Below are 13,876 nucleotides of genomic sequence, written 5' to 3' on the forward strand. Positions count from 1 at the left end.
CGTGCGCAAGGTGGACAGAGGGTCATCAGAGGTCGGTTGCCCCGTCGAACGCGGCGACGACGGCGTGTGGCGGATCCGCGGCCACGCCCAGGGCCGGACGGTGTTACGCAGCACCGAGACCGTCCAGGCGGGCCTGGGCGTCGAGACGATGGACAGGCTTCCCAAGAAGATCAGGCGGGCCGTGCTCTACCGCGACGGCCCCGAGCACCGCGAACACCGGCGGCAGACCGCCCGCTACTTCACCCCGAAACGTGTCGACGAGAAGTACCGCGAGCTCATGGAGCGTGTCTCCGACGAGCAGATCGCCAGGCTGCTGCGCGACGGCAGCGCCGACCTGGGCGAGCTGAGCTTCAACGTGGCCGTCGAGGTGGCCGCGGCGGTGATCGGGATGACCGAGAGCAGGCCGGGCCTGTCCGCCCGGCTCGAACGGTTCTTCCCCGAGAAGTGGGGCCGGCCGGGCTTCACCAGCTTCCACGGCATCTACTGGTTCTTCCGCCAGATCCGCACCTTCGGCTCCATCTACTTCAAGGACGTACGGCCCGCGGTGAAGGCCCGGCGTGCCGAGCGGCGCGACGACCTGATCAGCCACCTGCTCGACGAGGGCTGCCACGGCGGCGACGTGCTCGGCGAGTGCGTGACCTTCGCCGCCGCCGGCATGGTGACGACCCGCGAGTTCATCAACATGGCCGCCTGGCACCTGTTCTCGCAGGAGGAGCTGCGCAAGCGCTACGTCGGGGGCTCCCAGGCCGAGAGGTACGCGATCCTGCACGAGGTGCTGCGGCTCGAACCCGTCGTCGGCAACCTCAAGCGGCGCACCGTCGCCCCGCTCGACGTCGACGGCACGGTCATCCCGGCGGGGGAGATCGTCGACATCGCGGTCAGCGCCACCAACCTCGACGGCTCGGCCGTCGGGCCCGACCCCGCTGACCTGTGTCCCGGGCGCGCGGTGGCCGACGGCGTCTCGCCCCACGGGCTGACCTTCGGCGACGGGCCGCACAAGTGTCCCGGCGCCCACCTGGCCGTGCAGGAGTCCGACGTCTTCCTGACGAGGCTGTTCGCGGTGCCGGGGCTGGCCATGCGCACCCCGCCGCGCGTCACGATGAAGGAGGAGATCTCCGGGTACGAGCTGCGCGGCATGATCGTCACTGCCGGTTCCTGAAGACCTCCAGCGCCGCCCTGGTCGCCTTGAGCGCGGCCTCGGCGGTGTCGTAGGTGCGCTGGGCCAGGCCGACGAAGATGCAGTCGACGATGAGCAGCTGGCTGATCCGGCTGGCCAGCGCGCCGGGGCGGAAGGCCGTCTCGCGGCCCGCCGACACCAGCGCGTGGTCCGACAGGAGGGCCAGCGACGAGCGCGGATTGTTGGTGATCGCCACCACCAGGGCGCCCGCCGCCTTGGCCGTGCGCACCGGCACCAGCACGTCGGGCGTCTCACCGCTGTAGCTCACCGCCACCACGACGTCGTCACTCTTCAGCAGGGCCGCACTGGTCAGCGCCAAATGCGCGTCGCTGAAGGGGCGGCTGGACAGGCCGATGCGCAGCAGCTTCTGCGACAGGTCGGTGGCGACCAGGCCCGAGGTGCCCACACCGTAGACGTCGACCCTGCGGGCCTCGGCGATGGCGGCCACGACCGCTTCCAGCTGCTCGGGATCGAGCTGGGCCGCGGTGTCGGCCAGCGCGTCGGACTCGGCCCTGGTCACCTTGGCGATGACGTCGGTGAGCGGGTCGTCAGGGCCCAGGTCGCCGGGGACGAGGCGTTCCGGCGTGTCTCGGGCGACCGCGGCGGCCAGGGCGAAGCGCAGCTGGGAGTAGCCGGAGTAGCCCAAAGCCCTGGCGGTGCGCACGATCGTGGCCTCGCTCGTGCCCGAGATGCCGCTGAACTCGGTGATGGTGCTGCGCACGACCACGCCGGGATCGTCGAGGATGATGCGGGCGATGGCCTGCGCGGCGGGCGTCAGCGACGGCAGCACGGCGCGCACCGCGGTGACGGGGTTGGCCGGCTCGGTCATGCGGTCTCACCGGTCGTGTGCGCGTCCGCCTGTGTCGTTGGCTCCGCCAGCCATTCCGCGGCGGCGATCGCCGATGCGCGGGAGATGCCGTGGGTCTCCAGGTAGGAGGCGCCGACCGGGGTGTCGGGGATGCCCGTCTCGACGACGATGGCGTCGGGGCGCGCCGCGGTCAGGCCGGCCAGCGCCTGCCGTACCCAGGGGTGGCGGGCGGCGTCGTGCACGACGAGCACGACCGGGCCCTCGGGCAGGGGCGGCAGGTCGTCGCCCATCGCGACGCGCACGCGGGTGGTGCCGGGCAGGCGCTCGGTGAGGGCGGCGGTCAGGCCGGTGGGGGTGCCGGGCCCGACGGCGAGATTGAGGCGGGGGTTGATCTCCAGGACGTGGGGCGGGGCCGTGAGCCTCGCGGCGCCGGTGACGGTGAGCGCCGCCCGCGCCGCCTCCAGCCCGACCGCCAGGTCGGGGGAGCCAGGGCCGGTGGCCGCCCGGCCGTGGGCCGCACCCGGGGAGCCGGTGGCCGCGTGGAGGGCCGCCTCCGTGGCGCGTGCGCCCTTGCCGTACCAGGCGGCGACGGCGGCGACCCGCGCGGAGGCCTCGGCCAGACGCTCCTCGGGCAGCGACCCGTCGCGTACGGCGGCGACGACGGCCTCGACGATCTCGGCCAGCCCCTGCTCGGTGGTCTGGCCGACGCAGATGGCGTCGCACCCGGCGGCCAGCGCCCGCACGGCGATCTCGCCGGGGGAGTGCAGCGCGGCGACCGCCTTCATCTCGATGGCGTCGGTCACCAGCATGCCCTCGAAGCCGAGCTCGCCGCGCAGCAGGTCGGTGAGGATCGCCCGGCTCAGCGTCGCGGGCCCCGAGGGATCCAGTGCCGGTATCAGCAAATGTCCGCACATGATGGCTTTGACCCCGGCCTCGATCGCCGCCCTGAACGGCGGCAGGTCACGCTCGTGGAAGAGCTCCGCCGAGGCGTGCACGGTCGGCAGCGCCAGATGCGAGTCGGTGACCGTGTCGCCGTGCCCGGGGAAGTGTTTGGCGCACGCCGCCACGCCCGCGCTCTGGTGCCCCTCGATCCACGCGGCGGTGTGCCGGGCGACCAGCTCGGCCGTCGGCCCGAAGGATCGCACGCCGATCACCGGGTTGGCCGGGTTGGCGTTGACGTCGGCCGACGGCGCGTAGTTCAGGGTGATGTCGTGCGAGCCGACCAGGGAGCCGATCGCGTGACCCACACGACGGGTCAGGTCGAGCGAGTCCGCGACCCCGAGCGCGCGGTTGCCGGGAAAGGAGCTGCCGGCGACGGCCTCAAGGCGGGTGACGACCCCGCCCTCCTCGTCGATCGCCACGACGACGTCGGCATTCTCCGCCCGGAGCTCGTCGACGAGCTCGCGACGCGGCAGGTTGCGGGCGAACAACACGGCGCCGCCGAGCCCCTGGCCCAGCGCACGGCGCAGCCAGTCGGGAGCGGAGGTACCGTCGAAACCCGGTTGCAGCACGCTGAGAGCCAGCTGGGAGAGCATGACATTTTCCTTCATCAATATTGATCGGAAGGTAATTTTCTGTCATCGTCGCCCTGGATGACAACACCCCCCAGGAGTTCACGATGAGCGCGCCCTCCAGAAGGACTGTCCTGCGCGGCCTGGCGTTGGCCGCGGCCGCAACCGCGGTGCCGCTGCCCGCCTTCGCAGAATCGGTCGCCGTGCCCCCGCCGCTGCACCAGATGCGCGGCATGTGGATCGCCTCGGTGCTCAACATCAACTGGCCCTCCAAGCCCGGCCTCACGGTCGAGCAGCAGAAGGCTGAATACATCGCCTGGCTGGACGTCGCCCAGTCGCGCAAGCTGAACTCCATCTTCCTGCAGATCCGCCCCACCGCCGACGCCTTCTGGCCGTCGGCCTACGAGCCGTGGTCGCAGTACCTGACCGGGACGCAGGGCCAGGACCCCGGCTACGACCCGCTGGGCTTCGCCGTGGAGGAGACCCACAAGCGCGGCCTGCTGCTGCACGCCTGGTTCAACCCCTACCGCGTCTCGATGCAGGCCGACCCGGCCAAGCTGCACCCCGAGCACCCCGGACGCAAGAACCCGACCTGGATCCTGCCCTTCGGCGGCAAGCTCTACTACAACCCGGGCATGCCCGAGGTGCGCAAGTTCTGCCAGGACGCGATGCTCGACGCGATCACCCGCTACGACCTCGACGGCCTGCACTTCGACGACTACTTCTACCCGACCAACACCACAGCCTTCGACGACAGCGCGGCGTTCGCGCAGTACGGCGCCGGCTTCCCCGACCTGGCCTCCTGGCGGCGCAACAACGTCGACCTGATGGTCTCGGAGATGCAGCAGCGGGTGCTGGAGGTCAAGCCGGAGATCGCCTGGGGCATCTCGCCCAGCGGCATCTGGCGCAACAAGGGCACCGACCCGCTCGGCTCGGAGACCAACGGCGGCCAGTCGTACGACAACCTGCACGCCGACACCCGCGGCTGGGTCAAGAAGGGCTGGCTCGACTACATCGCGCCGCAGCTGTACTGGTACATCGGCCAGCCGCCCGCCGACTACTCCAAGCTCGTGCCGTGGTGGTCCGACGTCGCCAAGGGCACCGGCGTCGAGCTGTGGATCGGCCAGGCCGCCTACAAGGCGGGCGACCCCGTCCAGGCGCCCGAGTGGCAGGACCCCAAGGAGCTGTCCGACCACCTCACGCTCAACAAGAACCACCCCGAGATCGGCGGCGACATCTGGTACAACGCCAACGACGTCAAGGTCGACAGGATCACCTCGATCTCCACCGCCGTCGCCGACCACTACGTACGGCCCGCGCTGGCTCCCGTGCTCGGCCGCCTGGCGAGCGGGCCCAAGCCGCGCCGCCCTGTCGTCGCCGTGGCCCGCACCAAGGACGACGGCGTCGAAGTGCGCGTCGTGGCCACCGGCAGGGACGAGCCCTTCCAGTTCGCCATCTTCCGCTTCGACAGCAGGCCGGGTGAGGGCGCCTTCGGCACCGCGGAGAACCTGGTCGCGCTCGTCCCCGGCGACCGCCACGTCACCGTCTACGACGCGAAGGGCAAGGAAGGCCAGTACTACTACGCGGTGGCCGTCGACCGGGTCAACCGGACCAGCGGGCCCAGCAACGGCTTCCGGGTGATCTTCTAGATGCGTGTCCTCGGCCTGATGTCGGGCACCTCCCACGACGGCATCGACGCCGCTGTCGTCGACTGGGAGCTGCGCGGCGACACCCTCGTCGGAACGGTGGAACAGGCCGGGGAGACGCCGTACCCACCCGAGCTGCGGGAGCGTATCGTGGGCGCGCTCCCGCCCGGCCGGGTCGACCTGGCCGAGGTGTGCGCGCTCGACACCCTGATCGGCCAGGCCTTCGCCGACGCCGCCGAGCCATACGAAGCGGACCTGATCTGCTCGCACGGCCAGACGCTCTACCACTGGCCTGGACTGGGCACCCTGCAGATGGGCCAGCCCGCCTGGATCGCCGAGCGCACGGGCCTGCCGGTGGTCTCCGACCTGCGGGTGCGCGACATGGCGGCGGGCGGGCAGGGCGCGCCGCTGGTGTCGTACCTGGACCTGCTGACGCTCCCCGAGCGGTCGGGGGCGCTGAACATCGGCGGCATCGCCAACCTGACCGTGCGCGACACGGGCCTCGCCTACGACACCGGGCCCGGCTGCGCGCTCATCGACGCCGCGGCCCCGCCGTACGACAGGGACGGACGGCTGGGCGCGGAGGGACGGGTCGTCCCCGACCTGCTCGACAAGCTGCTCGCCGAGCCGTACTACGCGCTGACCCCGCCCAAGACGACGGGCAAGGAGCTGTTCACGCCCGACTACGTCGACGCCGGCGTACGGCAGGCGGACCTGGTGGCGACGCTGACCGCGCTGACGGCCGAGACCGTCGCCGCCGAGATCAGGCGGCACGCGCTGCGGCGCGTCGTCGTGTCAGGCGGAGGCGTGCGCAATCCCACGTTGATGGGCATGCTGCGCGCACGCGTGGACGCCGAGGTGACCGTGCACGAGTTCGCCGACGCCAAGGAGGCCATCGCCTTCTCGCTGTTCGGCTGGCTGACCGCGCACGGGCTGCCCGCCACGGTGCCGAGCTGCACCGGGGCGTCCGGCCCTCGCATCCTCGGGACGATCACACCCGGCTCCGGGCCGCTGAGGCTGCCGGAGCCGGTTGCCGTGGGACCGCTCCAAGTGCTCCTTCAGGACGCGCGTCGTCCGGCGGGCTGACCTTCGGGCGCGGGCGTGGCCGAGCGCTGCGGCGGCACCACAGGTGTGGGCCTGACCAGGCCCAGCGCCACCACCTCGTTGGCCAGCCTGGTGCGCCGGTTGGTGCCCTCGGGGATGCGGAACTTCTGGTAGAGCCGCAGCAGGTGCTGCTTGACCGCCGCCTCGGTGACGACCAGGTCGTCGGCGATCTCGCGGGCGGTCGCCGGGGCGACGAACGCCTCGTCCGACAGCGCCGGACGGCACAGCGACGTCAGCACGTCGACCTCTCGCCTGGTCAGCTCGGGCGCGGCTGCGCGGCGCAGCTCCACCTCGGGTGCGAAGTCCTCGCGAGGCACGCCGCCGACCCGGCATCGAGCGGCACCGAAGGAAACGACGTCGCCGTCGTCGAGCACCCTCCGGGCGATCGGCCTGCCGTTCACCCGTGTGCCGTTGCGGGACAGGCCCAGGTCAACGACGTACAGGTAGGGTCCTCGGCGTACGAACTCGGCGTGGAGCCGAGACACGCTCGGGTCGGTGAGCCGGATGTCGACACCCCGGCCTCTCCCGACCGTCGTGATCTCGGGGCGCAACGGGACCACGTCACCGGTGTCCTCGATGCGGATGAAAGGCCCCTCCACTGCGTGTCCTCCCTAGCAGTCGCAGCAATTCACAGGCGCTGCTTCTCGCGGCACGAACGTTCCTCCCAGCTAGCCCGGCATTACTGTTGCTACAGATCCGGCTTACCCAGGCGGACGGATGTGGAATCTCCTTTGCCATAAGGAGAATCCGGCGTGAAATTGGTCTGGACCTCCTCCGCGCCTTTTACCTGCTCACAGGTAGACTTCGGGGACAGATAAGCGGAGGAAACACTTATGGCGGACAAGCCCACCAAAGGCCTCGCCGATGTCGTAGCCGCGTCGACAGCGCTGTCCGACATCGACGGCAAGGCCGGTCGCCTCTTCTACCGCGGATACGACATCCACGACCTGGCCGGCCGAGCAACGTTCGAAGAGACCGCCTACTTGCTGCAGCGCGGCAAGCTGCCGACCCGCGAAGAACTGGCGGACTACGGTCAGGAGCTGGTCAGGGGACGCGAGCTCGGGGCACTCGTCTCCCAGAACATCGCGGAGATCGCCGAGAAGCAGAAGCCCATGGAGGCGCTGCGCTCGCTCGTCTCGCTGGCCGGCGCCGACGATCCCGACAAGGACTCCATCACGCCCGAGGCCAACCTGTGCAAGGCGGCCCGGCTCGTGGCGCAGCAGCCGCTGCTGATCGCGCGCTACCACGCGGCCCGCACCGGCGGCTCCGCCGTACCGGAAGCCGACGACTCGCTCAGCATCGCCGGCAACTTCCTGCTCCAGGTGACCGGCCGCGCCCCTGACGCGCGCGCCGCGGAGATCTTCGACGAGTGCCTCGTCCTGCACGCCGACCACACGATGAACGCCTCGACCTTCGCCGCCCGCGTCTGCGCCGCGACGTTGTCGGACATGCATTCGGCGATCGTCGCGGCCATCGGCACGCTCAAGGGCCCGCTGCACGGCGGAGCCAACGAGCAGGTCATGCGGACCCTGGAGTCGCTGGACCAGTCGCAGGTCGCCCAGTCCGTGCGCGACAAGCTCGCCGCGGGCGAGAAGATCATGGGATTCGGCCACCGCGTCTACAAGACCGAGGACCCGCGCGCCACCCACCTGCGACGGATGTCGGAAGAGCTGTCGGCGAACGGCGACCCGAAGTACTACCGTATGTCCAAGGACATGGAGGAGGTCGTCTTCGAGACGAAGGGCCTCTACCCGAACGTCGACTTCTACGCCGCGTCGGTCTACCACTACCTCGGTATCCCGACGGACCTGTTCACGCCGGTCTTCTCGGTGAGCCGGATGTCAGGGTGGACCGCCCACGTCATCGAGCAGCACGCCGACAACCGGCTGATCCGGCCGGACAGTGAGTACATCGGGGAGCGCGACCAGAAATGGAAGCCTATTGACGAGCGATGAGACCTGGGGACCGTACCCGCTGATCCTGGCGGGTGCGGTGTTCGGCGTGCTCGCAATCTTCTGGTTCGACCCGGAATGGGGGGCGTTCGCGCTGGGGTCGGTCATGCTCGTGGCCGCCGCGTTGCGCTTCGCCGGGTACGGCGGGCAGCTGGCTGTACGCTCCCGCCGTACCGACATGATCGTGCTCGGCCTCATGGGCTCGGGCCTCGTCACCGCCTCGTTGTTCATGGAGTTCGGCGACGTGCTCAAGCCCATGGTGCTCGACCTGTTCGGCTAGAGGCTCGCGAGGGCCTCGTTGAAGGTCTTCGACGGCCGCATGACCGCCGCCGCCTTGGCCGGGTCGGGCTGGAAGTAGCCGCCGAGGTCGACCGGGGAGCCCTGGACGGCGAGCAGCTCGGCCGCGATGGTCTCCTCCTGCTCGGTCAGCGTCTCGGCCAGCTTCTTGAACGACTCGGCCAGCTGCGCGTCGTCGGTCTGCCTGGCCAGCTCCTGGGCCCAGTACATGGCCAGGTAGAAGTGGCTGCCGCGGTTGTCGATGCTGCCGAGCTTGCGGGCCGGCGACTTGTTCTCGTTGAGCAGCGACGCCGTCGCGCGGTCGAGCGTGTCGGCCAGGATCTGCGCGCGGGCGTTGTTCGTGGTGGCGGCCAGGTGCTCGAAGCTCGCGGCCAGCGCGAGGAACTCGCCCAGGCTGTCCCAGCGCAGGTAGTTCTCCTTGACGAGCTGCTGCACGTGCTTGGGAGCCGAGCCGCCCGCGCCGGTCTCGAACAGGCCGCCGCCGTTGAGCAGCGGGACGATGCTCAGCATCTTGGCGCTGGTGCCGAGCTCCAGGATCGGGAAGAGGTCGGTCAGGTAGTCGCGCAGCACGTTGCCGGTGACGGAGATGGTGTTCTCGCCGCGGCGGATGCGCTCGACCGACAGCTTGATCGCCTCGACCGGGGAGAGGATCTTGATGTCCAGGCCCTCGGTGTCGTGCTGCGGCAGGTAGGCGTTGACCTTCTCGATGAGGCTGGCGTCGTGGGCGCGGGTCTCGTCGAGCCAGAAGACCGCGGTGTCGCCGGTCGCGCGGGCGCGGGTGACGGCGAGCTTGACCCAGTCCTGCACCGGGATGTCCTTGGTCTGGCACATGCGCCAGATGTCGCCCTGGCTGACGACGTGCTCCAGCACCACGGTGCCGTCGGCGTCGGTGACCTTCACGGTGCCGGTGACCGGGATCTCGAAGGTCTTGTCGTGCGAGCCGTACTCCTCGGCCTTCTGCGCCATCAGGCCGACGTTCGGCACCGAGCCCATGGTGGCGGGGTCGTAGGCGCCGTTGGCGCGGCAGTCGTCGATGACGACCTGGTAGATGCCGGCGTAGCTGCTGTCGGGGATGACCGCGAGGGTGTCGGCCTCCTCGCCGTCGGGGCCCCACATGTGGCCCGACTGGCGGATCATGGCGGGCATCGACGCGTCGACGATGATGTCGGACGGCACGTGCAGGTTGGTGATGCCGCGGTCGGAGTCGACCATCGCCAGCGCCGGGCCGTCGTTCATCTCCTCGAGGAACGAGGCCTTGATCTCCTCGGTGGTCGCGGCGAGGATCGTGCCCAGGCCGTCGTTCGGGCTCAGGCCCGCCGCCGCGAGCTGCTCGCCGTACTTGGCGAAGGTGCCCGGGAAGAACGCGCGGATGACGTGGCCGAAGATGATCGGGTCGGAGACCTTCATCATGGTGGCCTTCAGGTGTACCGAGAACAGCACACCCTCCTGCTTGGCGCGGGCGACCTGCTCGGTGAGGAACTCGCGCAGGGCGGCCACGCGCATGACCGCGGCGTCGACGATCTCGCCGTCGAGGGTCTTGACCCCGTTGTGGAGCACGGTCGTGCTGCCGTCGTCGCCGTGCAGCTCGATGCGCAGCGTCGTGGCCTTGCCGAGGATCGCGGACTTCTCCGAGGAACGGAAGTCGTCGGCCGTCATGTGCACGACGTTCGTCTTCGACTCGGGGGTCCACTTGCCCATGCGGTGCGGGTGGGCCTTGGCGTAGGCCTTCACGCTGGCGGGCGCGCGGCGGTCGGAGTTGCCCTCGCGCAGCACCGGGTTGACCGCGCTGCCCTTGACCTTGTCGTAGCGGGCGCGGATGTCGCGCTCCTCGTCGGTCTGCGGGTCTTCCGGGTAGTCGGGCAGGGCGTAACCCTGGCTCTGCAGCTCGGCGACGGCCGCCTTCAGCTGCGGGATGCTCGCCGAGATGTTGGGCAGCTTGATGATGTTCGCCTCGGGCGTGTTGGCGAGCTCACCCAGCTCGGCCAGCGCGTCACCGATCCGCTGCGCCTCGGTCAGGCGCTCGGGGAAGCTGGCGATGATCCGCCCGGCGAGGGAGATGTCACGACTGTCCACCCGCACGCCCGCCGTGGCGGCGTACGCCTGGATGACCGGCAGGAACGAGTACGTGGCCAGGGCTGGGGCCTCGTCGGTGTGCGTGTAAATGATGGTCGAATCAGTCACGGGAAGTCCGCTCCACGTATGCGAGATTGCTTGATATCAAGATATCGGGTGCCCGGCGCCGCTGCGACCTGGGTGACTTTTCATGATCTGGCTGGCTAGTCTTCGCATATCCGACGAGGAGGTTCCGGTGGAGATCGACTCGACGACCCCGAGCGTGGCGCGGATCTACGACTTCTTCCTGGACGGCAAGAACCACTACGAGGCCGACAGGGTCGCCGCGGAGCAGATCATCCGGGCCTATCCCAACGTCAGGCAGCTGGCCAGGGAGAACAGGGCCTTCCTCGGCCGTGCCGTACGGCACATGCGAGCATGCGGAGTCGAGCAGTTTCTCGACCTCGGCACCGGCCTGCCCGCCACCGGCAACGTCCACGAGGTGGCCGGTCCCGACGCCCGCGTCGTCTACGTCGACAACGACCCCATCGTGGCCGCCCACGGGCGGGCGCTGCTGGAGAACACCCAGGCGGTGCTGCTGCAGCGCGACGTGCGCGACGCCGAGTCCGTCCTGGCCGACGCCGCCTCCCACCTCGACTTCTCCCGGCCGGTCGGCGTGCTGTTCGTGGCGATCCTGCACTTCATCCCCGAAGGCGCGCACGAACTCGTCGCGCGCTTCCGCGAGGCGCTCGTGCCGGGCAGCTTCCTGGCGATCACGCACGGGTTCTGGGACGAGGAGACCGAAGCCGACCCGCTCGACGTCTACAAGCGCACCAACGCCCCCGTCACCGTCCGCACACGCGGCGAGATCCTGACCTTCTTCGGCGGCTTCGAACTCGTCGAGCCAGGACTCGTCGACGTGTCGCACTGGCGTCCCGACGAGCCCGAGCCGTCCGAGCCGTCCGAGCGCCTCTGGCTGGCCGCGGGGGTCGCCCGCCGCCCCTGACCTTGGGGATCTCTTGCCCACCGGCACGGCGTGGCATCTCCGATCTTGCGGTAGGAGTCCCCGTGACTGACGTCCGGGTTTCGGGGGGTGTGGGCATGCGTAGAGGGATTCTCGTGGTGGTCGCGGCTGTGTTGTGCGGGTGCGGGACGCCGCCGCCCGCGCAGGTGGCCAAGGTCGCCGACGACGCCGCCAAGGTGAAGCAGGCCAAGGAGGCCAGGGCGGTCGCGGCCAAACAGGTGAAAGCCAACGAGCTCGGCCAGATCCCGGTGCTGATGTACCACCGGATCATCGACAACCCCGGCTCCCAGGACGACCGCACGCCCGCCAAGTTCCGCGCCGACCTGGCCCGGCTGGCCAAGGACGGCTACGTGCCCATCACCGCGGCCGAGTTCGTCACCGGGAAGATCGACATCCCGGCGGGCAAACACGCCGTCGTCCTGACCTTCGACGACTCCTCGCCCTCGCAGCTGTCGCTCGACGAACTGGGCAACCCCAAGCCCGACACCGCGGTGGCCATTCTGCGCGAGGCGGCGGCCAAGTACGAAGGCTTCAGGCCGGTGGCGACCTTCTACGTCACCCGCGACATGTTCGGCAAGTCGACGCCGGAGGAGCAGGCGCAGACGCTGCTGTGGCTGAAGGACAACGGGTTCGACATCGGCAACCACACGCTGGACCACGTCAACCTGCGCAGCCGCTCGCGGGAGGAGGTGGCCAGGCAGATCATGAGCGTGCAGAAGATGGTGAGCAAGTTCGCCTACCACACGCCCGTCACGCTCGCCCTGCCGTACGGTAACCAGCCTCGCAAGCAGGCGTGGGCGCAGAAGGGCAGCGGGTACGCGCACAAGGGCGTGTTCCTGGCGGGGTACACGCCGTCGAACGCGCCGTTCAGCAAGAGCTTCGACGCGCTCAACATCCCGCGGATCCGGGCGATGGACCGCAAGGGAGACTGCGCGCAGTTCTGCTCGACGGCCTGGCTGGACTGGCTGAAGGACAACCCGGACATGAGGTACACCTCGGACGGGGACGCGGCCACGGTGGCGTTCCCCAAGTTCAAGGCACCCTTCCTGCGCTCGTCGTTCGCGGCCAGGGCGTTGCCGTACTAGGAGAACGTGATCCCCGCCGCGTGCAGCCGTCGGATGAGCGGCTCGCCCATGGCGCTGGCCGTCGTCACCGAGCCCGCGATCTTGGGGGTGTCGTCGAACGCCAGGCACAACGCCGACTCCGCCAGCATCTTGGCCGTCTCGTCGTAGCCGGGGTCGCCGCCGGCGACGTGCGTCACCACACGGCGGCCGCCGCCCTGGCCGAGGAAGGTGGCGCGGAACCAGTGGGCGGCGCGCTGCGACGGGGTGGGGCCCGAGCCGGCGGGCAGGCGGCGGGCGAGCCACGAGCGGGCCGGCGGGATCTGGGCGAGGGCGACGAGCGACAGGGCTCCGGCGCCCGCCGACAGGGCGGCGGGCAGGGAGCCCGCGCCGTAGTACTGGCGGTAGGTGAAGTCGGGGCCGTAGCGGTCGAGGAGGCGGGCCGAGCGGCCGACGATCTGGTGGTCGATCGTGGGCATGGGGATGGCCCAGCCGCCGACGTAGCGGAGCAGGCCGGGCTGCGAGCTGATGCGGCGGCCGTGCGGGGACGGGTCGGCGGTGCGGCGCTGAGCCCCCGCCTCGATCATGTGGGGCAGGCGCGAGAAGGCAGTCAGCGCGGAGGCCAGGGTGCCGCCGGAGGCGCGCAGGTGACCGCGCAGGAAGCCGCGGACGGTGATGGGCACGCCTTCGGGCAGCTGCAGCACGGTGTGGAGCACTCCGAGGTCCCACGGGATGGAGTCGAAACCGCACGCGTGGACGATCTTGGCGCCTGACGCGGCCGCCACGGCGTCGTAGCGCAGGAACATGCGGTCGACGAACTCCGGCTCGCCGGTCAGGTCGAGGTAGTGCGTGCCCGCCTCGGCGCACGCCTTGACCAGCGGCTCGCCGTAGCTGACGTAGGGCCCGACGGTGGTGGCGATGACGCGCGCCTGCGCGGCCAGGGCGGCCGGGTCGGAGGCGTCGGCGACGATCACCGGGACGTCGAGGCCGAGTGCCTCCAGCTTGGCCCGGTCGCGCCCGGCCAGGGCCCAGCGCACGTCGGGTCCCGCATGCCTGGCCAGGTATTCGGCGGTGAGCCTGCCGGTGAAGCCGGATGCGCCGAACAGCACGATGTCGTACACGCTCACCAGAATGTCACTCTGGAGGCTTCCGGTCGATCGTGGGCGGTCCGTAACGAACGACTAACTGTTAACTGTGGACTTCCTGAGCGTCGTAAAGTTTGCCTCGTCAGGCTTTGTGCTACG

At 70.1% G+C, this 13,876-nt stretch carries 12 protein-coding genes; 7 read left to right on the forward strand and 5 right to left on the reverse strand.

All coding sequences use genetic code 11. The features are described 5' to 3' along the window. Position 1: 1 nt before the first annotated feature. The gene (locus HNR30_RS50170; protein WP_220133769.1) at positions 2-1,159 is read left to right on the forward strand and encodes a cytochrome P450; all 1,158 of its coding nucleotides are present in this window, start codon (positions 2-4) and stop codon (positions 1,157-1,159) included. Here the strand turns inward: HNR30_RS50170 and HNR30_RS18535 are convergent. Both HNR30_RS18535 and HNR30_RS18540 read right to left on the reverse strand, forming a co-directional pair. Further along, complete coding sequence (locus HNR30_RS18535) at positions 1,143-2,006, reverse strand: MurR/RpiR family transcriptional regulator (RefSeq protein ID WP_181611175.1); 864 nt, start codon at positions 2,004-2,006, stop codon at positions 1,143-1,145. The genes HNR30_RS50170 and HNR30_RS18535 overlap by 17 nt on opposite strands. Then, positions 2,003-3,520, reverse strand: coding sequence for a glycoside hydrolase family 3 protein (locus tag HNR30_RS18540; protein ID WP_246378875.1), 1,518 nt, complete (start codon positions 3,518-3,520; stop codon positions 2,003-2,005). The genes HNR30_RS18535 and HNR30_RS18540 overlap by 4 nt, the downstream gene beginning before the upstream one ends. Positions 3,521-3,603: 83 nt before the next feature. Between HNR30_RS18540 and HNR30_RS18545 the strand changes: the two genes are divergently transcribed. Together HNR30_RS18545 and HNR30_RS18550 are read left to right on the forward strand one after the other, a co-directional pair. After that, positions 3,604-5,145, forward strand: a complete 1,542-nt coding sequence (locus HNR30_RS18545) for a glycoside hydrolase family 10-like protein (protein WP_181611177.1) — start codon at positions 3,604-3,606, stop codon at positions 5,143-5,145. Then, the gene (locus tag HNR30_RS18550) at positions 5,146-6,228 is read left to right on the forward strand and encodes an anhydro-N-acetylmuramic acid kinase (protein ID WP_181611178.1); all 1,083 of its coding nucleotides are present in this window, start codon (positions 5,146-5,148) and stop codon (positions 6,226-6,228) included. It begins immediately after the preceding gene. Here the strand turns inward: HNR30_RS18550 and HNR30_RS18555 are convergent. After that, positions 6,201-6,845, reverse strand: coding sequence for an FHA domain-containing protein (locus tag HNR30_RS18555; protein WP_181611179.1), 645 nt, complete (start codon positions 6,843-6,845; stop codon positions 6,201-6,203). The genes HNR30_RS18550 and HNR30_RS18555 overlap by 28 nt on opposite strands. Before the next feature lie 234 nt (positions 6,846-7,079). Here HNR30_RS18555 and HNR30_RS18560 point away from each other — a divergent pair, with 234 nt between their 5' ends. Continuing rightward, positions 7,080-8,201: a citrate/2-methylcitrate synthase gene (locus HNR30_RS18560; RefSeq protein ID WP_181611180.1), complete on the forward strand. Its 1,122-nt coding sequence runs from the start codon at positions 7,080-7,082 to the stop codon at positions 8,199-8,201. Next, a complete protein-coding gene (locus tag HNR30_RS18565; protein WP_181611181.1) occupies positions 8,188-8,478 on the forward strand; it encodes a DUF3017 domain-containing protein in 291 nt (96 codons plus the stop codon). The genes HNR30_RS18560 and HNR30_RS18565 overlap by 14 nt, the downstream gene beginning before the upstream one ends. Here HNR30_RS18565 and HNR30_RS18570 read toward each other — a convergent pair. After that, positions 8,475-10,676 carry an NADP-dependent isocitrate dehydrogenase gene (locus tag HNR30_RS18570; RefSeq protein WP_181611182.1) on the reverse strand — a complete coding sequence of 734 codons (2,202 nt, stop codon included), beginning with the start codon at positions 10,674-10,676 and terminating at the stop codon, positions 8,475-8,477. The two genes, HNR30_RS18565 and HNR30_RS18570, sit on opposite strands and share 4 nt — an antisense overlap. Positions 10,677-10,803: 127 nt before the next feature. Here HNR30_RS18570 and HNR30_RS18575 point away from each other — a divergent pair, with 127 nt between their 5' ends. Together HNR30_RS18575 and HNR30_RS18580 are read left to right on the forward strand one after the other, a co-directional pair. Further along, on the forward strand, positions 10,804-11,553 hold the full coding sequence (locus tag HNR30_RS18575; protein ID WP_312894487.1) for an SAM-dependent methyltransferase: 750 nt from the start codon (positions 10,804-10,806) through the stop codon (positions 11,551-11,553). A gap of 95 nt (positions 11,554-11,648) precedes the next feature. Continuing rightward, entirely contained in the window at positions 11,649-12,656 is a 1,008-nt protein-coding gene (locus HNR30_RS18580) for a polysaccharide deacetylase family protein (protein WP_181611184.1), read from the forward strand. Here the strand turns inward: HNR30_RS18580 and HNR30_RS18585 are convergent. Beyond that, complete coding sequence (locus HNR30_RS18585; protein WP_181612090.1) at positions 12,653-13,762, reverse strand: saccharopine dehydrogenase family protein; 1,110 nt, start codon at positions 13,760-13,762, stop codon at positions 12,653-12,655. The two genes, HNR30_RS18580 and HNR30_RS18585, sit on opposite strands and share 4 nt — an antisense overlap. Positions 13,763-13,876 lie beyond the last annotated feature (114 nt).

Origin of the sequence: Nonomuraea soli, from assembly GCF_013761175.1 — a bacterium.
Classification (GTDB): Bacteria; Actinomycetota; Actinomycetes; order Streptosporangiales; family Streptosporangiaceae; genus Nonomuraea; species Nonomuraea soli.